The following is a 19,574-nucleotide window of genomic DNA, read 5'->3' as shown; positions in this document are numbered from 1 at the left end:
CCCACCCGGCCCGACGCGCCGCGCGCTGAGCCGGGTCGTCGAGGGCAGTCGAATGGTGGTTCCCGGCCTGGGTTCGAGCAACCATTCGACTGCCCTCGATGAGGGTCGGCGGCAGTGGGTACGGTCAGCGATATGAACAGGTACGCGGCGCTGTTGCGCGGGATCATGCCGACGAACCCCAATATGAAGGGGGAGAAGCTGCGCGGGGTGTTCGAGGGGCTCGGATTCGAGAAGGTCGCCACGGTATTGGCCAGTGGCAATGTGGTCTTCCGTACCGCGGACACCGATATCGCGAAGTTGGAAACCCGCATCCAGGACGCGCTGAACAGCGAACTCGGAATTCCAGGCGGCACCATCGTGCGCACCTACGATGAACTGCGCGACCTGCTCGACACCGATCCGTTTCCCGGCCTGACCCACGGCCGCGGCACCTACCTCACCGCGACCTTCCTCAAACAGGCCCCGCCGAACGTCGCCGAAGAACTGCGCGGGCACACCGAACCCGGCGTCCAGATCGTCGGCTACGACACGGCTGCCCGCGTCGTCCTCTCGATCATCGACAACACCGAGCCCCGCACCCCGAACTTCATGGCCTGGATGGAGAAGACCTACAGCAAGGAGATCACCACCCGCACCTGGCTCACCATCCAGAAGATCGTCAAGAAGATGGAGAGCTAGGCATTACTTCGGATCACGCTCGGGGAGAGGGCGTTCGATGATGGTGGGGCGGCCGAGGGGATTGCGGACGCGGCGTTTGGCCGAGGAGTAGACCAGGGCGGTTTCGGCGGCCACGACGTCCCAGGCGAAGTCGGCGGTGAGGCGTTCGCGCGCGGCGTAGGCGCGGTCCTGGGTGGCGGCCGGATCGTCGAGGGTGGCGCGCACGGCTTCGACGATGCCGTCCACATCCGCCGGTTCGAAGGATGCGCCGGTGACGCCGTCGATGACGGCCTCGCCGAGACCACCGGCGGTGGAGGTGATCAGCGGGGTACCGGCGGCGGCTGCCTCGAGTGCGACGATGCCGAAGGGTTCGTAGCGGCTCGGCAGCACGATGGCATCGGCGCCGTGCAACCAGCCGAGCAGTTCCTCGTGATCGAGCTGACCGGTGAAGGTCACCGCCCGCGCGACCCGATGCACCCGGGCGCGCTCGCGCAGCCATTCGAACTGGGTGCCGATCCCGGCGACGGTCAGTGTGGTGCCGGGGTGGGCGCGGCGGATGCGCGGCAGCGCGGCGATCGCATCCTGCACGCCCTTCTCGTACTCGAGCCGACCGACGTAGAGCAGACGCGGCGGACCGGTGCGCGGTGCGCGCGGCCGAAAGGTCCACGCGCCCACATCGATTCCATTGCGGATCACCGTCATCGGCACCCGCTCGGGCCCGTAGAGCCGCTCCACCTCGTTCTGCATGGAGGTCGAGCAGGTGATCAGCGCATCCGATTCATTGGCCAGCCACCACTCGACCGAATGCACCTGCTTGTTGACCCGACCCGAGACCCAACCGCTGTGCCGCCCGGCCTCGGTGGCGTGGATGGTCGAAACCAGCGGCACGTCGTAGTACTCGGCCAGCGCGATCGCCGGATGCGCGACCAGCCAATCGTGCGCGTGCACGACATCCGGGACCCAGCCGTCGCCGATGCCGGGCTTGCCGAGCGCGACTCCCGCGCGCACCATCGCGTGGCCCATGGCCAGCGTCCAGGCGAGCATGTCCTCGCCGAAGTCGAAGCACGGCGGATCCTCCGCGACCGCGACAACCAGCACGCCCTCGGCGATGAAGGAGTGGGTGGGGTGGGTCACGGAGTCGGTGCCGGAGGGTCGGCGGGCGAGCACGACCACTTCGTGGCCGGCCGCGGCCAGTTCGACCGCCAGGTGATGCACATGGCGGCCCAACCCACCGACCACAACCGGTGGGTACTCCCACGACACCATCAAGATCTTCATGAATGTCCTTATCAGGCGGAGTCTCGGTCCGCGATCGCCAGCCGCCGTGCGTCCAAACTCGGGAAGAACCCGTCGGCCGCCCCCCATCCTGCCGCCAACTGGTGTGCTTTGGCGACTTGGCCCGCGCCGACGGCGGCGGCGATTTCCCGCACGGCGTGGGCGTGTCGTTGCGCGCGGTCGCGTGCGTAGCCGGCCGCGGAGTCCTTGCTGACCATGAATGCCCAGTCGCTGGAGACGGTGAGGATGGCCTCGCGCAGCAGCTGATCGGCAACCGGGTCGCGCAGTGCGGCGCCGCCGTCCGCGGCCCGCATCTTGTCGACCGTATCGAGGGTGAGCCGGACAATATCGTCGTTCAGATCCACCAGGTCTTTCACCTGGTCACCGGCCCACACTCGCCAATCCTTACCCGAACCCCAGGACGAATCGGCAAGCGGAACCGGCTCGCCGACGAACCCGCGCGCCCTGGCATCGGCCAGCGTGCCGACGGTGACGCCCGCCTCGGGCAGTGCCCGCAGCACCTGGGCCAGCCACTGCGGACCCTCGTGCCACCAATGTCCGAACAATTCGGTATCGAATGCGGCGACGACCAGGGCCGGACGTCCGATACGCGCCGATTCGTCGATCAGCCGTTCGCGCACGGTCCGCACGAAATCGTCGACATCGCGGACCACCGCCCCGGCCGCCAGTTCCGGGTCGTACGGGGCCTTGTCCGGACCGGCGACCGTCTTGCCGGTGACGCGGGCGGGCTTGAGACCCGTCGCATGGTCATAGTGATGAAAGTCACGATAGGCGCTCTGGCCCGGATAGCCGGACTTGGGCGACCAAACCCGGTAGCTCACTTGCAGATCCCGCCCGAAGGCCACCACATCCGATTCCCGGACCGGTCGGCCGAGGGTGGTGTCGCCACGCAGTGCGGGTCCGTCGACCATGAAATGTGTCACACCCGCGGCCGCGTATCCGGTCTCCATGCCGGGGGTGTAGCCGCATTCGGGCGCCCAGATGCCGGTCGGGGTGTGGCCCCAGCGCTGCCGGGCATCGGCCAGGCCTTCGTCGAGCTGGAAGGCGCGCAGTCGCGGGTGCAGCAGCGGCTGGAACGGGTGCGCGAGCGGGCCGCCGAGCAGTTCGATGGCCTCGGCGTCGATGAGCTGCCGCCAGACCGGCGCAGCGCCGTGGCGCCAGTGCTGTTCGAATTCCGCGAGTGCCGCTGCGGCCAGCCGGTGCTCATGCCTGCCGAGTGCGATATTGCCCGCCATCGCGGCCTCGTCGGCGCGCAGCTGCCAGTTGCCGAGCCAATGATGCATGCCCGCAAGGCAATGCGGATCGTCCAGCTGGGCGGCGAGCACCGGCGTGATGCCGAGGCTGAGCAGGTGCGAACGGCCTTCCGCGGCAAGGGTTCTCAGCACATCGACGACCGGAAGGTAAGAGGCGGCCCAGGATTGGTAGAGCCATTCCTCGCCGACCGGCCAGCGGCCGTGGTGGGCCAGCCAGGGCAGATGGGAATGCAGGACCAGAGTGAACTGGCCGGGAACTTCCTGCTCGCTCACGGCTTCACCGCGATGGCGACCAGATCGAGGCTCGCATCGATGTCCTCGGTGATCAGTGCGAAATCGTCGATGGCGACCGCGGCGACATCGGCGGTCAGCTCGGCGGGCCACGGCTCACCGGCCAGTGCGCGCTCGATCTGCGCATCGATGAACGAGCCACCGTGCTTGGCGTCCAACGCCTTCAGTGTCGGGCCGTGGTGTACCCCGGACATGAGCGTGACCCGGAAACCCGCGTCGACGAGCAGTTCGGTGAGTTCGTCGGCATCGAGTTCGCGGGTGTGGAACGGGTTGAGCGGTGTATCGCGGCCGGGGGAGAAGGTGATCCGGTTGGGCGTGCTGATCAGCAGTTCCCCGCCGGGCCGCAGCACCCGCAGACATTCCCGGATGAACTGGCCCTGGTCCCAGAGGTGTTCGATCACTTGGAAATTCACCACGACATCGACCGACTCGTCCTCCAGCGGCAGCGCGGCGAGGTTGCCCTGGATCATCTCCACGCGCGGGTAGCGGGCGCGCACATGCTCGACCGCGCTGGTGTCGTAGTCGAGGCCGATCACCTCGGCGGCCACATCGGCGATCATGTTCGCGCCGTAACCCTCACCGGATCCGGCCTCCAGCACCGTCTTTCCGGCGCAACGCTCGAGCAGGCGCGCGTAGACGATCTCGTGCCGACGGAACCAGTAGTTCTCCTCGGCGATGCCGGGTACGGTCCGCTCGCCGGTCAGCGGCAACGGCTCCACGGCCGACTCGGGAGTAATGCCCGGGGTGGTGCCCACTGCGGCAGGGATCACAGCCTCGCTCATCGCTCCGACGTTACTGGTTGGACGGCCGCAAGATATCGCCAGGACCTCCGTTGTGAGAGAGAAGCGACTAAGTTACCCGCGAGTAACTTAACGTAGGGTAGTGTCACGCCCTGAGCTACAAACAAGGACGTACGGCGCCGCTCGTGCGACCACCACACACGTGTAACCAGAACAGGAGGTCGACGAAGACCGATGCCGAACATCGTCGTACTCATCAAGCAGGTTCCCGACACCTGGTCCGAGCGCAAGCTGACCGATGGTGACTTCACCCTCGATCGCGAAGCCGCCGACGCCGTCCTCGACGAGATCAACGAGCGCGCCGTCGAAGAAGCGCTGCTGATCAAGGAGGCCCAGGGCGGCGAGGTCACCGTGCTGGCCGCCGGTCCGGACCGTGCCACCGAGGCCATCCGCAAGGCGCTGTCCATGGGCGCCGACAAGGCCATCCACATCAACGATCCGGCGATCCACGGCTCCGACGCCGTGCAGACCGCCTGGGTGCTGGCCAGCGCGCTGGGTCAGGTCGAGGGTGTCGAACTGGTCATCGCGGGCAACGAGGCCACCGACGGTCGCGCCGGTGCTGTACCCGCGATCATCGCCGAGTACCTGGGCCTGCCCCAGCTGACGCACCTGCGCAAGCTGACCGTCGACGGCGAGAAGATCACCGGTGAGCGGGAGACCGACGACGGCGTGTTCAAGCTGGAGGCCACCCTCCCGGCCATCGTCAGCGTCACCGAGAAGATCAACGAGCCGCGCTTCCCCTCCTTCAAGGGCATCATGGCCGCGAAGAAGAAGGAAGTGCAGACCTTCACGCTGGCCGACCTGGGCGTCGACCCGTCGACCGTCGGTGTCGCCAACTCGGGCACCGCCGTCACCGCGGCCACCCCGAAGCCCCCGCGCACCGCGGGCGAGAAGATCGCGGACGAGGGCGACGGCGGCACCAAGATCGCCGCGTACCTGGTCGGTCAGAAGATCATCTGATCCCGCCCGAGACTGCTTAGGAGAGAACACAAATGGCAGAAGTACTTGTGCTCGTCGAGCACGCCGACGGTGCGATCAAGAAGGTCAGCACCGAACTGCTCACCGCCGCGAGCGCGCTGGGTGAGCCCGCAGCCGTCGTGACCGGCCCGGCCGGCACCGGCGAGAAGCTGGCCGACGCGCTGGCCGCCGCGGGCGCCGCGAAGATCTACATCGCCGAATCCGACGATGTCGAGAACTTCCTGGTCACCCCGAAGGTCGACGTGCTCGCCGGTCTGGTCGAGTCGATTTCCCCGGCCGCCGTGATCGTAGCCGCCACCGCCGAGGGCAAGGAGGTGTCGGGCCGTCTCGCCGCGCGCATCGGCTCCGGCCTGCTCGTCGATGTCATCGACGTCAAGTCCGACGGTTCGGTCGTGCACTCCATCTTCGGTGGCGCGTTCACCGTCGACGCCAAGGCCACCGGCGACGTGCCGGTGATCTCGGTGCGTCCGGGCGCCGTCGAGGCCATCGCCTCGGCCGGTGCGGGCGAGAAGGTGACCGTCGAGGTGCCCGCGCAGGAAGAGGGCGTCGTGAAGGTGACCTCGCGCGAGCCGGTCGTCGGTGGCGACCGTCCGGAGCTCACCGAGGCGAGCATCGTCGTCTCCGGTGGTCGCGGTGTCGGTTCCGCCGACAACTTCGCGGTCGTCGAGGCGCTGGCCGATTCGCTCGGCGCCGCCGTCGGCGCTTCGCGCGCCGCCGTCGACTCGGGCTACTACCCGGGCCAGTTCCAGGTCGGTCAGACCGGTAAGACGGTCTCCCCGCAGCTCTACATCGCCCTCGGCATCTCCGGCGCCATCCAGCACCGCGCCGGTATGCAGACCTCGAAGACCATCGTCGCGGTCAACAAGGACGAAGAGGCCCCGATCTTCGAGATCGCGGACTACGGCATCGTCGGCGACCTGTTCAATGTCGCCCCGCAGCTGACCGAAGCTGTGAAGACCCACAAGGGCTGACGCATTCGCCGAGCAAACAAAGGTGGCCCCGACCGGAAACGGTCGGGGCCACCTTTCGTTTGCAGGATGATCGCCGAGCATGGTGATCGAACCTGGTCGTCGTGATTCAACACCAGCCGATGAGGCATCCAATCGTAGGAACGAGATCGCCCGCCAGCTGACGGTCGGTGACAGCTCGTGAGAGCTGACAAGCTCCAGTGCTGTCCGAATGGCTCCGGCTGATAGCGGCGCCATTCGCTTATTCATACGGTCCCGCCAGGTGGGATAACCTGCGGATATGGCTGTTCCTACGACTCGGATGCTGGTGCTCGCCGTGGTGCGGCTGCTGGCGCCCGTGCACGGTTATGACGTTCGGCGGGAGCTGTTGTCCTGGCGGGCGGACAATTGGGCGAATGTGAAACCGGGCTCGGTGTACGGCGCACTGAACACGTTGCAGCGCGACGGGCTCATCGCGGTGGCGGGTGTCGGACAGGACGGTGCGCGACCGGAGCGCACGACTTATCAAATGACCGCCGAGGGGGAGAAGGTCTTCGCCCAGATGCTACGTGACGCACTGTGGGATGCCGAGCAGCCGAAGCATCCGTACGCCGCGGCGGTGGCACTGCTGCCACAGGCGCCTCGGGACGAGGTCATCGCCGCGCTGCGCAGCCGGATCAAGAAGTTCGAGGCCGAACTCGAACAGCTCGACCGGGAGGAGCGTCGTGTCATGGCCGGTAGCGGCGATCCGGCGGAGACCGAACCGCATCATGTCGCCGACGCGATCCGGTTGGCCTCCGAACATATCCGGGCCGATCTGCGCTGGTCGCAGAAAACGTTGGAGCGCATCGAAAGTGGCGAGTTGGAGATCTGGGATCGGTTCCCGGCGCGGCTGGACGGTCGCAGCGCCATCATCGATTGATCAAGACTGAATAGTAAAGCTTGACTATTTGGTCGGGCGTTTCTACCGTTGTTCAGGTGGAAACGATCGACTCCGTTCGCGATCGCACCCGCACCTCGGTGATCCGGGTGCGCGGACTGGCGCGGACGTTTGAAACCAAAAACGGCCCCGTCCAAGCGGTTACGGGCGTCGACTTCGATGTGTACGAGGGTGAGATCCTCGGTCTGCTCGGCCCCAACGGCGCGGGAAAGACCACGACACTGCGGATGCTCAGCACCCTCATCGCCCCGACCGCTGGCGCGGCGGTCATCTCCGACGCGGATCTACGGGCCGAGCAGCGGACCGTGCGTTCGCGCATCGGCTACGTCGCCCAGGGCGGAATGACCAATGACGATGCGCTGGTCATCGACGAATTGGTGTTGCAGGCAAGACTTTTCGGGCTGAGCAAGGCGCAGGCCGTGCACAACGCCGAAGAACTACTCGTCGCGCTCGACCTGGACGGACTCGGCCGGCGCAAATGCAACCAGCTCTCCGGCGGTCAGCGCCGCCGCGTCGATATCGCGCTCGGCCTGGTGCACGGCCCACGGCTGATCTACCTCGACGAGCCGACCAGCGGCCTGGATCCGCAGAGCCGCGCGAATCTGTGGGAGCACATCCGGCGCCTGCGCGAGCGGGGTACCACGGTCGTGCTCACCACCCACTATCTGGACGAGGCCGACGCACTGTGTGACCGTCTGCTGATCATGGACCACGGCGGCATCGTCGCCGAGGGCTCGCCCGACGAACTCAAGCGCCGCATCTCCGGTGACGTGGTGAGCTTCGAAATCGATGACGGCCATGCGGATCTCGCGCTCCAGGTCGCCCAGTCGGTGCTCGAGGTGCGCTCGCTGGTGCGCTCGGAGGATGCGGGTGCGGACCGGATCGGTGCGACGCTGGTGCATCTCACCGTGGATCGCGGCGATGCTGCGGTGGTACCCCTGTTGCGTGCCATGGACGAGCGCGGTCTCGTACCGGGTGCGCTCACTGTCAAACGTCCCAGCCTCGACGATGTCTTTCTCACTATTACGGGGCGTTCGCTGCGGGAGGCGAGTCACTCATGAGGTTCATGCGCGAGACCGGACTGATCTTCTGGTCCCAACTGCGGGCAAATCTGCGAAATCCGGTGTGGGTCTTGATCGGTCTGTCCCAGCCGGTGCTGTATCTGGTGCTGTTCGGGCCGCTGGTCAAGGGCATCGCGCCGTCGCTCGGCGCGGATTCCGATCCGTGGAAGCTGCTCACGCCCGCATTGGTCATCCAGACCGGGCTGTTCGGCGCGATCTATGTCGGCTTCAGCATTGTGGCGGAATTGCGCGCGGGAGTAGTCGAACGGCAGCGGGTCACGCCCGCGAGCCGGGGCGCACTGCTGACCGGGCGCGTGCTGAAAGACATGGTTGTGCTCGTTGTCCAGGCGTTGGTACTCGTCGGAGTTGCCATGGCGGCATTCGGGGTTCGGCCGGATCCGCTCGGCGTGGTGCTGTCGGTGTTGTTGATCGCGGTCATGGCGGCCGGTTTGGCCGCGGCGTCCTATGCGCTGGGTCTGTGGGCCAAATCCGAGGATGTACTCGCCTCGGTGCTCAATAGTCTCGCGGTGCCGCTGATGCTGCTGTCCGGCATTCTGCTGCCGTTGAGCGTCGGGCCGAGTTGGCTGCGCACGATCGGCAAGGTGAATCCGTTCTCGCACACCGTCGATGCGGCCAGGGCCCTGTTCCGCGGTGACTTCGGTGCGTCCGAGGTGTACCTCGGGACCGGGCTCACGCTGGCGGTCGCCGCGGTGGCGATGTTGATCGGCGCACGTAGCTTCACTCGCGAGAACGCCTGACACCGATGCCGTGAGATCTGCTCGGTGACAGCAGATCTCAGCGGCGGTGCAACCCGGACAGCAGCGTGGTGAGGATCGGCGAGCGGCGCGCATCGCTGCGCAAGACCGCGGAGACCGGAATACGTAGTCGGTGCTCGGCGAGGTGCAGGACGACCAGGCCCTCGGTCGGGCTGTCGGCGTAGAGCACCGTCCAGGCGTCCGGGCGATTGATCAGCTCCATGGTCGCGGTGTGATCGGGTGGAATCGGTGGACCGAAGGTGGGTCCCGCCGATAGATCGGCGAAGGCAGCCCGAATCACATTGTGCAGCAGCACCTGTTCCTGCTCGGGCGGGAGCAGCAGCGGATACGGGCTGAGATCCGCCAGCGTCACCTGGTCGTGCGGGGCCAGCGGATGGGCGGCGGAGGTGGCGATGACGAGGTCCTCGATCCACAGCTTCTCCACCGCGAGACCGGGCTCGTCGACACTGCCGCGGATGAGCGCGAGATCGCAGTCGCCGTCGGCCACCGCGGTGATCCGCTGCCGGAACGGTTTGATGACGAATTCGATCTCGGCATCCGGATGCGCGGCGCGCGCCCCGGCGATCGCGGAGAGGGATCGGGTCGCGAAGGACATATTCGCGGCCAGCCGGATGCGGTGACCTGAGGTGCGCACGGTGGCGCGGATGGCCGACTCCAGACTGAGCATCTGTTTAGCCAGGGGAAGTAGCCGCATGGTCGCGTCGGTCGGCACAACGGCCCTGGTCGAACGCTCGAACAAGGCTACGCCGAGGTCACGCTCCAACCGGGCGATCTGATGGCTGATCGCCGATTGGGAGATGTAGCAGCGGGCCGCGGCCCTGCTGAAACTCAGCTCCTCGCACACCGCGACGAAGTAGGTGAGCTGGCGAAGCTCCACTTGATCTCCAATTCATGAGCGATCCAGATAAGAGTCATATCTATTATGCGCCTGAACACCTGAAATATCTGCGGATCGAATGACGGTTGGTAATGAGAGAAGGAGGCTGTCATGGAACACGCAGATGTTGTCATCGTTGGATCGGGATTCGGGGGGCTTGCCGCCGCTAAGCAGTTGGCCAAATCGGGCATCAATTACGTTCTTATCTCGAGCACTCCGGAGCATCTCTTCCAGCCGTTGCTCTATCAGGTCGCGACAGGTGTGCTGGCATCGCACGAGATCGCGCCGCCGATCGCCTCGGTACTGCGCAGGCATAGGGAGGCCGACGTCCGGCTCGGCAAGGTCGTCGCCATCGACGCCGACAACGCGGTGCTCACCTACGAGCACGACGGCGAGCGCACGCAGATCCGCTACGGCTCGCTGATCGCCGCCACCGGCGCCTCGCAGTCGTACTTCGGCCGCGACGATTTCGCCGATAAGACGTTCTCGCTCAAGACCATCGACGATGCGAAGTTGCTGCGCGCGCAGATCGAGCGGGTCTTCACCGAGGCCGGGGGCGCGGATGCGGAGACCCGCAAGCGCCTGCTGAGCTTCGTGGTGGTCGGCGCGGGCGCGACCGGTGTCGAGGTTGCCGGTCAGCTGAAGGAACTCGCGAAACGGCATTACCACCAAGAGGTTTCGGTGACCCTGGTCGAGGGTGCGGGCGAGGTGCTGCCGCCCTTCGGTGGCGGACTCTCGGAGTACGCGAAGGCATCGCTGACCAAGAGCGGCGTCGAGGTGCTGCTGGGCACCTTCGTGACCGATATCGAATACGGCAAGGTGACCGTCAAGGACAAGCAGGGCATCGAGCGCCGGATCGCGGCCGAGACGGTCGTCTGGTCGGCGGGTGTGCAGGCGGGCGGGTTCGCACAGCTCCTGGCCGAGGCCACCGGCTGCGAAACCGACCGCGCCGCACGGCTTTTGATCAATCCGGACCTGACCGTCGGCGGACATGCCGATATCTACGCCATCGGCGATATGACCTCGCTCAACGGCTATCCGGGCCAGTCGCCGGTCGCCATGCAGGAGGGCAGGCACGCCGCCGACATCATTCGCCGCAAGAAGCTCCCCGGCACCCCGTTCAAATATTGGGACAAGGGCAGCATGGCGGTGATCAGCCGGTTCAGCGCGGTGGTGAAACTCAATGAGCACATCACCTTCCGCGGCGTCATCGCGTGGACGATGTGGCTCGCGGTGCACCTGCTGTACCTGGTCGGGTTCCGCAATCGTTTCGCCGCCGTGGCCTCGTGGCTCGTCGCCTTCATCGGCACGGGTCGCCCCGGTTTCGACGAGGTGGATGCGGCGCAGGATCCGGTGCGGATACCGGAGCGCGACGCCGCCTGATCTGCTGGCGAAAAGGTCACGGATCAGGCAAAAGGCGGCGGTAGCGATGCGGGAGACGGAACGCGACGCGACAGTTCGGTGAACGCTCGGTGTGATCATCATCTCGTTCACCGAACCGGCATCGAGGCGACACTTCGAGGTTGCTCCGGCGCAGTTTCGGACTGGCTTCATCACCGATATGACTATTTCGTCCGTGTTGACAGCCCCGGCTCGACCGACGGACTCCGGGGCGGAACGGTCTCGGTATTCGCTCGTCGTCTCCTCCGATTCGGCGCACCGGCTGGCCGCGCAGCGCCTGCGCTACGGCGTCTTCGCCAGTGAGCCCGGCTTCCACATTCCCGACAACGGAACGGGTCTCGACGCGGACCATTTCGACGAGCACTGCGACCACCTGCTGGTCCGCGACGACCGGACCGAGGAATTCGTCGGCTGCTACCGAATGCTGCCGCCGGACAAGGTGACTGCCGCGGGCGGTTACTACACGGCCACCGAATTCGATTTGGCCCAACTGGATCCGGAGGGCAACCGGATCGTGGAAATGGGCCGTGCGTGTGTGGTGCCCGACCACCGCAACGGCTCGGTGCTGACCCTCATGTGGGCAGGCATCCTGCACTACATCCAGCTCACCGGATACGAATGGGTGATGGGCTGCGTCTCGGTGCCCATGCAGGACACTCCAGCCGACCCGGCCGGTGTGAACGTGCGCGGCGTGCGGGATATGTTGCTCGGCCGCCACGGATCCGATCCCGAGCGGCGGGTGCACCCCTACCGTCCGGTGGTCGTCGACGGGCTGACGCTGGAGGAGATGACACCGCCCGCGCGCCCGAAGCTGCCCCCGCTGCTGCGCGGCTACCTGCGCCTGGGTGCGGAGATCTGCGGCGAACCCGCGCACGATCCGGATTTCGCGGTCGCCGATTTCGTCGCACTGCTCGGCCTGGACACGATCAACACCCGCTACCTCAACCGATTACAAGACGCGGCCAATGCACTCGACGGGGGACGGTGAGTCAGATGGTGTTCGACGCGCCGCCCGCAGAGCGCTCCGCGCATTCCTGGATGCCGTCGAGCCCATGTGGGCCCGGCTGTATCGATCCGGTCGATGAGATCGGTACCGCACGGGTGATCGGCCGACTATTCGGCGTGGCCGGATTGTTGCTCAGCTTTCCCGTCGTCAATGTCGTGACGCCCCGCGGACACCGCGAACAGTTGCAGCGGCGGTATGCGCGAAGTGTTTTGAGCTGTCTGGGGATTCGGTTGCGGGTTGTCGACAACCGAGCCGATGCGGGGGAGTCGGCCGATGCGCGCTTCGGCGCTTCGGGTGACGGGCTGCTGATCGTGGCCGGACATATCGGCTGGACCGATGTGGTCGTCATGGCCGCGGTGCAGCCACTGGGCTTCGTGGCCCGCGCCGATATGGTCGATTGGCCGCTGCTCGGTGGGCTGGCCAAACTCATGCGGGTCATTCCGATCGAACGCGAACGGCTGCGCGAACTGCCCGGTGTGGTGGCACATCTCGGTGAACGGCTGGCGGCGGGGGACCGGGTCGCGGTATTCCCCGAAGGAACGACATGGTGTGGCCGCGCCTACGGCACCATGCGGCCCGCGCTCTTCCAGGCGGCGGTGGACACCGGAACCTCGGTGCAGCCGGTGCGCGTGCGGTATCTGGACGCGCACGGCACCCAGTCGACCATTCCCGGATTCGTGGGTGACGACAGCTTCGGCACCTCGGCGAAGCGCGTCCTGCGCTCGCGCGGCATGGTCGCCGAGGTGGTGCTCGAGCCGGTGGAGTACCCCGGGCTCGATCGCCGTGATCTGGCTCGCCGGTGCGAACAGGCGGTGCGCGGCACCGATTTGTCGCGCCACGGGGCCATCGACGCATCGGATTGGATCGAGGCGACGGCTACCCGCGTGCAGGATCCGGAGTCGGCAGCGGCGCAGCCGCAACGGCCGTCGCGGCGGTTGCGACCGTTCCGACGCAGGGGCTCCGGCCATCAAGTTGCCTCGTCTGCGGTGTCGACAGACTGATCGAAGGGCACGGTCACGAGGCCGACTGGGCGATTGCCCGGTCGGCCTCCGCCGTTTCGGCAGCGAAATCGCTCCGCCGCAATAGATTTCGGTGTTGTGAGCAGCGCGGATATCCGGTGAAACGCGCGTGAGATGCCGGTGAAAGGCATCGCCCGGATGCTTGTTCGCAACCGCACCGACCGGCTGGGAGGAGCCGGCGCGGAGCGGAGAACAGGGTCCATTTCGCGGGGAGGATATCCATGTCCAGCAGCGTCCGTCGGTGCGTTGGGTTCATCGGTGCGGCAATCGGTTTCGCCGTATTGTCGACCTCTGCGACACTGCCCGCCGTCGCCACACCCAATGTCGGTGTGACCGGCGAGCAACTCAGCAAGGCGACTGTCACCGAGCCGATCCACATCGCTCCGGACGGCCCCGTCGATGTCCAGTTCTCCGTGCTCACCGTCGCCCCTGGCGGCAGTGTCGGCTGGCATTCGCATCCCGGTGACGTACTCGTGAATGTCGCCGATGGCATCGCAACTCGATATGAGGCCGACGACCGGCAGTGCGCACCAACCACATTCGGTGTGGGCCGAGGCTGGGTCGAGCACCCGCACCACGTACACACCGTGCGTAACGAGACCGACAAACCGCTGACGCTCGACGTCGTCCTCATCACGCCCGCCGGCCAACCATCCGGCATCAGCGAACCGGACCCCGGCAACTGCCGGTTCTGAAACCCGAACTCGCACAGATGAAAGGAGGTAATCCCATGATCGAGACAGGAGTCGACGACGGCCCGACCTGCTGAACCCGAGGGGATCGCCCGTGCGTACCGGGCGATCCCCGCTTCCATCCATAGGAGATCAGTCATGCGCCATGGCGCGCTCGTGGTGATCGCCGCAGGCTCCAGCGCGTCGCTGGTCCTGCCGCTCTATCTGACCGAACTTCGCAAGACCCAGCCCGGCGAGATCGTCGTCCTGCTCACCCGCAGCGCGGAACGATTCGTGCCACGGGAAGTGGTCGGCTGGTTGGCCGACGAAGTCATCACCTCCGACAGCCCGACCCTCAATCCGGTCGAACTCGCGCTGACCTCGAACGGCATCGTGGTGCTCCCGGCCACCGCGCACCTGGTCGCCGCCTCGGCACTGGGACTCGCGTCGACGCCCGCGACGACCACACTGCTCGCCGCGCCTCGACCCTGCCTGTGGTTTCCGCATATGAACAAGGTCATGTGGGACAAGCCCGTGCTCCAGCGGCATGTGGCGAGTCTGCGGGCGGCGGGCGAAACGGTGGTGGAGCCGGAATCCCGTGTCGTGTACGAGATGTGGCGCGGGGCGCGGGGCGACGGCGTGTCGATGGTGCCGCCGGACAAGGCTGCCGTCATCGTGCGCGAGTGGTTCGATGAGCGCACGTAATGTATTGCGGCAGCGCGATTTTCGGTTACTCTTCGTCGGTCAGACGGTATCGATGGCCGGGGATGCCCCGGCGGTGCTCGCGCTCACCTTCGTCGTGTTGGAGATCGGCGGATCACCCGCGGCGCTCGGTGGCGTGCTCGCCGCCCGCTTCGTGCCCCTGACCGGACTGTTGTTGCTCGGCGGAGTGCTAGCGGATCGGTTTCCGCGTCGCGAGTTGATGATCGCGGCGGATCTCACCCGCGCGGCCACCCAGGCCGTGCTGGCCGTATTGCTCGCATGCGGGGCGGCTCAGCTGTGGCAGATCATGGTGTTGCAGGTGGTCTACGGCGGCGCGCAGGCACTGTTCACTCCGGCGTCGGGCGGCATCGTCGCGCAACTTGTGCCTGCCGACTCACTGCGCGCCGCGAATGCGCTGGTTGCCATGTCGAGCAGCCTGCTGCGCGTGGTCGGTCCGGCGCTGGGGGCGGTGCTCATCGCGGCGGCGGGGCTCGGTGCGGCCGTGGCAGTGGATGCCGTCACCTTCCTGATCAGCGCGGTTGTGCTACTCGGGGTTCGGCGCCCGGCCGCGAGCCAGCGGACGACATCGGAGCCCCTATTGAGCGCACTGCGAACCGGCTGGCGCGAAGTGGCCTCCCGCGCCTGGCTGTGGACCTCGATAGCGAACTTCACCGTATTCAGCGCGGTGGCGGTGCCCGCCGTACTCGTGCTCGGGCCGCGGGTCGCGCAGCTGGAATTCGGCGGTCCGGACGGTTGGGCGGTGATCATGACAACCTTCGCCGCGGGTGCCGTCCTCGGGAGCGCCGTCGCGCTGCGCATATCCGCCGCCCGCCCGGCCGCGGTCTGCGCGGCCCTGCTGGCTGTCGCGGCGGCGCGTCCCGCGCTGCTGGTCAGCGGGCTCGGCCTGCCGATCATCGGCGTCTACAGCGCGTTGTCCGGAGCCGCCGTCTCGATGGCGATGGTGTACTGGCGCACGCTCTTACAGGAGCGGATACCGCTGTCGGTGCTATCGCGCGTCAGGTCGATCGATGATTTCGGCTCGACGCTGCTCACACCCGTCGCCTACCTCGCCACCGGTCAGCTGGCGGCTTATGCCGGGCTGCACGGGGGAATGGTGCTACTCACCGCGATCGCGGTCGCCGCCAGTGTCGCGACCGTCGCAGTTCCCGCCGTTCGCCATGTGTCCGGCAATACCGATGCGGTGGCTGCGGGATTGCCGGCCGCGTCACACCCGGGTCGGGTACGTTGACCCAAGGCGAGTACGTGATCGGCGATGACCCCAGTGGGGCGGATTCGTTGCGTGATCGAACTCGGCGGACGATCGGCGGCACCTTCCCAGAGGGAGCGGCGCTATGGATCTCGATACGATCACCGATATCGTTCGGCGACCCCCCGACCGACCGGGCGCGGCCTGGCGCGACGGCGACGCGTGGCTGGCGGGGGGAACGTGGCTGTTCTCGACCGAGCAGCCGGAGCTGCGCCGTCTCATCGATCTCACCGCACTCGGCTGGGACAGCCTGGTGCCGAGCGCCGCGGGCCTGGAGATCGGCGCGACATGCACCATCCGCGAGCTGAATGCCTTTGCGCCGCCGAGTGACCGGCCCGCCGGGATGCTCTTCACCACGTGCTGCGAGGCGTTCCTGTCCTCGTTCAAGGTCTGGAACGCGGCGACGGTGGGCGGCAATATCTGCATGTCGCTGCCCGCGGGTCCGATGATCACACTGACGGTCGCGCTCGAAGCCACATACACGGTGTGGGCTGCCGACGGATCCGAACGCACCGTCGATGCCGCCGACTTCGTCCTCGGCGACCACCGGAACATCCTCGCCCCCGGCGAGATCCTGCGCCGCATCGATATCCCGGTCGCGGCACTTCGCAAGCGGTGTACGCACCGGCGCTTCAGCCTGACACGCCTGGGCCGCTCGACGCTTTTCCTGATCGCCACCCAGTCGCCGGGGACCGCGGACCTGCTGCTCACCATCACCGCGGGTACCACCCGCCCGGTGCGCTTGGCGTTCGACACCATGCCCGACGCCGCCACACTGCGCGAGCGCATCGACGCCATTCCCGAAGCCCTGTGGTTCAGCGACCCGAACGGCACGCCCGACCATCGGCACCACCTGGCCAGGTACTTCGCCGAGGAGATCCGCGTCGAGCTCAGCGAAGGCGGTCCGCCGTGACATACACCGTGAACGGAAATACCTTCGACGCCGAGCCGAACCCGGGTCAATGCCTGCGCACATTCCTGCGCTCACTCGGCTGCCACGGTGTCAAGAAGGGGTGCGACGCGGGCGATTGCGGCGCCTGCACGGTATGGCTGGACGGCGATCCCGTACACAGCTGCATCACGCCCGCATTCCGTGCCGAGGGACGTACGGTCACCACTATCGAGGGCCTCGGGTCGCCCGAGGACATGCACCCGATGCAGCGACAGTTTCGCGATGGTCCCGGCTTCCAATGCGGCTTCTGCACCGCGGGCATGATCATGACCACGGTGGCGCTCACCGACGCCCAGCGACAAGACCTTTCGCGCGCGCTCAAGGGCAACCTCTGCCGCTGCACCGGCTACCGGGCGATCGAAGACGCGGTGCACGGTGTCGCCGAGATCGAGGTCGCCCGGCCGGGCCGAGTAATCGGGACCAGCGTCGGTACTCCGGCGGGCGCCGAGGTGGTGACCGGTCGCGCCGAATTCACCATGGACACCGCCGTCGAGGGCATGTTGCACCTGAAGATGCTGCGCTCTCCGCACGCCCATGCCCGCATCGTGTCGATCGACAAGACCGCGGCGCTCGCGGTTCCCGGTGTGCATCGCGTTTATACCTGGGAAGACGTGCCGCGCAAGCGCTTCACGACCGCGATCCACACCGATCACCTCGTCGATCCCAGCGACACCTACATCCTCGACGATGTGGTGCGCTTCGTCGGTCAACGCGTGGTCGCGGTGCTGGCCGACACCGTCGCGGCCGCCGAGGAGGGCTGTCGCAAGGTGGTCGTCGAGTACGAGGTGCTGCCCGCGGTTTTCGATCCGGCAGCGGCGATGGCCGACGGCGCTCCCCAGCTGCACGGCTCGCACGACCCGTTCATGCACGATCCCGAGCACAACATCCTGCTCGAGATCCACGGGCACGTCGGTGATGTCGAGGCGGGCTTCGCCGAGGCCGATGTGATCCACGAGGGCACGTATTTCTCGCCGCGCGTTCAGCATGCGCATCTCGAGACACACGGATCGATCGCGTGGATCGAGGACGGTCGCCTGCACGTACGTACCAGCTCCCAATCGCCGTCCATCGCCAAGAACAAGCTCGGCTATCTCTTCGACCTGCGTCCCGATCAGGTGCGCGTGTTCTGCAAGCGGGTCGGCGGTGCGTTCGGCGGTAAGCAGGAGGTCATCACCGAGGATCTGGTCGCCCTTGCCGCATTGGATACCGGGCGGCCGGTCAGTTTCGAGTTCACGCGCGAAGAGGAGTTCACGACGGCCTCACCACGGCATCCGATGTCGCTGACGGTGAAGCTCGGCGCACGAGCCGACGGCACGCTCACCGCGATCCAGGTCCGCAATGTGTCGAATACCGGCGCCTACGGCAACCACGGCGGCGAGACGCTGTTCGCCGGTGGGGCCGCCGTCGCGACCTACCGCTGCCGGAACAAGAAGTTCGATGCGTATTCGGTCTATACGAACAGCGTGCCCGGCGGCGCACTGCGCGGCTACGGCATGACCCAGCCCGCATTCGCGATGGAGTCGGCCATGCACGAGCTGGCGGTCGCGCTCGATATGGATCCGCTCGAGCTGCGGCGCCGCAATATCGTGCGTCCCGGCGATGGTCTCGTCGCGTTCGACGACGGCCCGGACGATGTCATGTTCCGCGAGGACGGCCTCAGCCGATGCATCGATCTCGTCGATGACGCGTTGCGGCGCAACGCCGTCGAGCCGCCCCCGGGAGCCGAGTGGGTCATCGGCACCGGCACCGCCAGCACGCTGCACGAGACCGCGCCCCCGACCGACCATCTCGCCGAGGCCTGGCTGACCCTCGGTGACGACGGTATATACGAGCTCGCCGTCGGCACCGTCGAATTCGGCGAGGGCACCCCGACCGCCCACGTGCAGATCGCGGCCGACCGGCTCGGCACCACGCCGGCACGGGTGCGCCTGGTGCAATCCGATACCGACCGAACGGGTTTCGATACCGGCGCATTCGCCAGCGCGGGTCTTTTCGTCGCAGGGAACGCGGTGCTGCGGGCGGCCGAGGCGCTGCGCGATCGCATTCTGTTCTTGGCGGCCGAACATGCGGGAGTCGATATCGCTTCGTGCGCGATGGACGACACCGCGATCGTCTGCGGTGACAGCCGCATATCGCTGTCGGAGCTGATCGAGGTAGCGCGCAGTCGCGGCATCCGATTGACCGAGGCGCGCAAGGCCTTCGGGTCGCCGCGCAGCGTCGTCTTCAACACTCACGGCTTCCGGATCGCCGTGCATCGGATGACGGGCGAGATCCGCATCCTCTACAGCGTGCACGCCGCCGACGCGGGCGTCCTCATCAACCCGGCGCAGGTGCGCGGCCAGATCGAGGGCGGTGTCGCACAGGGCATCGGCTTCGCGCTGACCGAGAACTTCCACGTCGATGCGAACGGCGCGATGGTCAACCCGAACCTGCGCAACTACCGCATCCCGGCCTACGCCGATATTCCCCGCACCGAAGTACTGACGGTCGACTCCGCCGATTCCGTCGGGGCGATGCACTCGAAAGGCATTGCGGAGTGCTGCGTCAACCCGGTGGCGCCTGCGCTGGCCAATGCGCTTCAGGACGCGACGGGCGTCCGATTCCGCGCGCTGCCGCTCACACCCGAGCGCATCTATCGGCGACTCATACCGGTTCCGGCGCGCCCCGAGCCGTGAGGAGA

The 19,574-nt window shown here is 66.9% G+C and carries 18 protein-coding genes; 14 read left to right on the top strand and 4 right to left on the bottom strand.

The features are described 5' to 3' along the window. Positions 1 to 132 precede the first annotated feature (132 nt). Complete coding sequence (locus ACIBW7_RS15615; RefSeq protein WP_397046903.1) at positions 133 to 678, top strand: DUF1697 domain-containing protein; 546 nt, start codon at positions 133 to 135, stop codon at positions 676 to 678. A 3-nt stretch (positions 679 to 681) separates the two neighbouring features. On the opposite strand, the gene ACIBW7_RS15610 is transcribed toward ACIBW7_RS15615, so the two are convergent. The 3 genes from ACIBW7_RS15610 to ACIBW7_RS15600 are packed head-to-tail and all read right to left on the bottom strand — an operon-like array spanning position 682 to position 4,279. Next, entirely contained in the window at positions 682 to 1,935 is a 1,254-nt protein-coding gene (locus ACIBW7_RS15610; protein ID WP_397046902.1) for a glycosyltransferase family 4 protein, read from the bottom strand. Between the two features lie 11 nt (positions 1,936 to 1,946). Continuing rightward, positions 1,947 to 3,479: a 1,4-alpha-glucan branching protein domain-containing protein gene (locus ACIBW7_RS15605; RefSeq protein ID WP_397046901.1), complete on the bottom strand. Its 1,533-nt coding sequence runs from the start codon at positions 3,477 to 3,479 to the stop codon at positions 1,947 to 1,949. After that, entirely contained in the window at positions 3,476 to 4,279 is an 804-nt protein-coding gene (locus tag ACIBW7_RS15600; RefSeq protein WP_397046900.1) for a class I SAM-dependent methyltransferase, read from the bottom strand. The genes ACIBW7_RS15605 and ACIBW7_RS15600 overlap by 4 nt, the downstream gene beginning before the upstream one ends. A gap of 192 nt (positions 4,280 to 4,471) precedes the next feature. On the opposite strand from ACIBW7_RS15600, the gene ACIBW7_RS15595 reads away from it, so the two are divergent. The 5 genes from ACIBW7_RS15595 to ACIBW7_RS15575 all read left to right on the top strand — a co-directional run bounded on the left by ACIBW7_RS15595 (position 4,472) and on the right by ACIBW7_RS15575 (position 8,981). Further along, on the top strand, positions 4,472 to 5,257 hold the full coding sequence (locus tag ACIBW7_RS15595; protein WP_397046899.1) for an electron transfer flavoprotein subunit beta/FixA family protein: 786 nt from the start codon (positions 4,472 to 4,474) through the stop codon (positions 5,255 to 5,257). A gap of 32 nt (positions 5,258 to 5,289) precedes the next feature. After that, complete coding sequence (locus ACIBW7_RS15590; protein WP_397046898.1) at positions 5,290 to 6,246, top strand: electron transfer flavoprotein subunit alpha/FixB family protein; 957 nt, start codon at positions 5,290 to 5,292, stop codon at positions 6,244 to 6,246. 277 nt (positions 6,247 to 6,523) lie between these two features. Beyond that, a complete protein-coding gene (locus ACIBW7_RS15585) occupies positions 6,524 to 7,144 on the top strand; it encodes a PadR family transcriptional regulator (RefSeq protein WP_397046897.1) in 621 nt (206 codons plus the stop codon). A gap of 56 nt (positions 7,145 to 7,200) precedes the next feature. Further along, a complete protein-coding gene (locus ACIBW7_RS15580; RefSeq protein ID WP_397046896.1) occupies positions 7,201 to 8,223 on the top strand; it encodes an ATP-binding cassette domain-containing protein in 1,023 nt (340 codons plus the stop codon). Continuing rightward, positions 8,220 to 8,981, top strand: coding sequence for an ABC transporter permease (locus ACIBW7_RS15575; RefSeq protein WP_397046895.1), 762 nt, complete (start codon positions 8,220 to 8,222; stop codon positions 8,979 to 8,981). Before ACIBW7_RS15580 ends, ACIBW7_RS15575 begins: the two co-directional genes overlap by 4 nt. Positions 8,982 to 9,018: 37 nt before the next feature. On the opposite strand, the gene ACIBW7_RS15570 is transcribed toward ACIBW7_RS15575, so the two are convergent. Then, positions 9,019 to 9,876 (bottom strand): LysR family transcriptional regulator, encoded by an 858-nt coding sequence (locus tag ACIBW7_RS15570; RefSeq protein WP_397046894.1) that lies wholly within the window; start codon positions 9,874 to 9,876, stop codon positions 9,019 to 9,021. A 111-nt stretch (positions 9,877 to 9,987) separates the two neighbouring features. Between ACIBW7_RS15570 and ACIBW7_RS15565 the strand changes: the two genes are divergently transcribed. The 8 genes from ACIBW7_RS15565 (at position 9,988) to ACIBW7_RS15530 (ending at position 19,569) form a co-directional block, all read left to right on the top strand. Then, a complete protein-coding gene (locus ACIBW7_RS15565; RefSeq protein ID WP_397046893.1) occupies positions 9,988 to 11,259 on the top strand; it encodes an NAD(P)/FAD-dependent oxidoreductase in 1,272 nt (423 codons plus the stop codon). 178 nt (positions 11,260 to 11,437) lie between these two features. Then, positions 11,438 to 12,265 carry a GNAT family N-acetyltransferase gene (locus ACIBW7_RS15560; protein ID WP_397046892.1) on the top strand — a complete coding sequence of 276 codons (828 nt, stop codon included), beginning with the start codon at positions 11,438 to 11,440 and terminating at the stop codon, positions 12,263 to 12,265. Between the two features lie 5 nt (positions 12,266 to 12,270). Beyond that, complete coding sequence (locus tag ACIBW7_RS15555) at positions 12,271 to 13,284, top strand: lysophospholipid acyltransferase family protein (RefSeq protein WP_397046891.1); 1,014 nt, start codon at positions 12,271 to 12,273, stop codon at positions 13,282 to 13,284. 239 nt (positions 13,285 to 13,523) lie between these two features. Further along, positions 13,524 to 13,997, top strand: a complete 474-nt coding sequence (locus ACIBW7_RS15550) for a cupin domain-containing protein (protein ID WP_397046890.1) — start codon at positions 13,524 to 13,526, stop codon at positions 13,995 to 13,997. A gap of 135 nt (positions 13,998 to 14,132) precedes the next feature. Continuing rightward, a complete protein-coding gene (locus ACIBW7_RS15545) occupies positions 14,133 to 14,678 on the top strand; it encodes a flavoprotein (RefSeq protein ID WP_397046889.1) in 546 nt (181 codons plus the stop codon). Next, positions 14,665 to 15,924 (top strand): MFS transporter, encoded by a 1,260-nt coding sequence (locus tag ACIBW7_RS15540; protein ID WP_397046888.1) that lies wholly within the window; start codon positions 14,665 to 14,667, stop codon positions 15,922 to 15,924. The genes ACIBW7_RS15545 and ACIBW7_RS15540 overlap by 14 nt, the downstream gene beginning before the upstream one ends. A gap of 103 nt (positions 15,925 to 16,027) precedes the next feature. Continuing rightward, complete coding sequence (locus tag ACIBW7_RS15535; protein ID WP_397046887.1) at positions 16,028 to 16,855, top strand: FAD binding domain-containing protein; 828 nt, start codon at positions 16,028 to 16,030, stop codon at positions 16,853 to 16,855. After that, positions 16,852 to 19,569, top strand: a complete 2,718-nt coding sequence (locus tag ACIBW7_RS15530; RefSeq protein ID WP_397046886.1) for a molybdopterin-dependent oxidoreductase — start codon at positions 16,852 to 16,854, stop codon at positions 19,567 to 19,569. Before ACIBW7_RS15535 ends, ACIBW7_RS15530 begins: the two co-directional genes overlap by 4 nt. The last annotated feature ends 5 nt before the right edge of the window (positions 19,570 to 19,574 follow it).

The organism is Nocardia sp. NPDC049526 (assembly GCF_044465765.1).
Classification (GTDB): Bacteria; Actinomycetota; Actinomycetes; order Mycobacteriales; family Mycobacteriaceae; genus Nocardia.
This window is presented reverse-complemented; position numbering and strand designations above follow the sequence as displayed.

Coding starts and splice junctions, on each gene's coding strand:
- ACIBW7_RS15540 (WP_397046888.1), top strand. CDS start 14,665: ATGAGCGCACGTAATGTATTGCGGCAGCGCGATTTTCGGTTACTCTTC.
- ACIBW7_RS15595 (WP_397046899.1), top strand. CDS start 4,472: ATGCCGAACATCGTCGTACTCATCAAGCAGGTTCCCGACACCTGGTCC.
- ACIBW7_RS15555 (WP_397046891.1), top strand. CDS start 12,271: ATGGTGTTCGACGCGCCGCCCGCAGAGCGCTCCGCGCATTCCTGGATG.
- ACIBW7_RS15615 (WP_397046903.1), top strand. CDS start 133: ATGAACAGGTACGCGGCGCTGTTGCGCGGGATCATGCCGACGAACCCC.
- ACIBW7_RS15550 (WP_397046890.1), top strand. CDS start 13,524: ATGTCCAGCAGCGTCCGTCGGTGCGTTGGGTTCATCGGTGCGGCAATC.
- ACIBW7_RS15560 (WP_397046892.1), top strand. CDS start 11,438: ATGACTATTTCGTCCGTGTTGACAGCCCCGGCTCGACCGACGGACTCC.
- ACIBW7_RS15590 (WP_397046898.1), top strand. CDS start 5,290: ATGGCAGAAGTACTTGTGCTCGTCGAGCACGCCGACGGTGCGATCAAG.
- ACIBW7_RS15565 (WP_397046893.1), top strand. CDS start 9,988: ATGGAACACGCAGATGTTGTCATCGTTGGATCGGGATTCGGGGGGCTT.
- ACIBW7_RS15575 (WP_397046895.1), top strand. CDS start 8,220: ATGAGGTTCATGCGCGAGACCGGACTGATCTTCTGGTCCCAACTGCGG.
- ACIBW7_RS15535 (WP_397046887.1), top strand. CDS start 16,028: ATGGATCTCGATACGATCACCGATATCGTTCGGCGACCCCCCGACCGA.
- ACIBW7_RS15610 (WP_397046902.1), bottom strand. CDS start 1,935: ATGAAGATCTTGATGGTGTCGTGGGAGTACCCACCGGTTGTGGTCGGT.
- ACIBW7_RS15545 (WP_397046889.1), top strand. CDS start 14,133: ATGCGCCATGGCGCGCTCGTGGTGATCGCCGCAGGCTCCAGCGCGTCG.
- ACIBW7_RS15600 (WP_397046900.1), bottom strand. CDS start 4,279: ATGAGCGAGGCTGTGATCCCTGCCGCAGTGGGCACCACCCCGGGCATT.
- ACIBW7_RS15585 (WP_397046897.1), top strand. CDS start 6,524: ATGGCTGTTCCTACGACTCGGATGCTGGTGCTCGCCGTGGTGCGGCTG.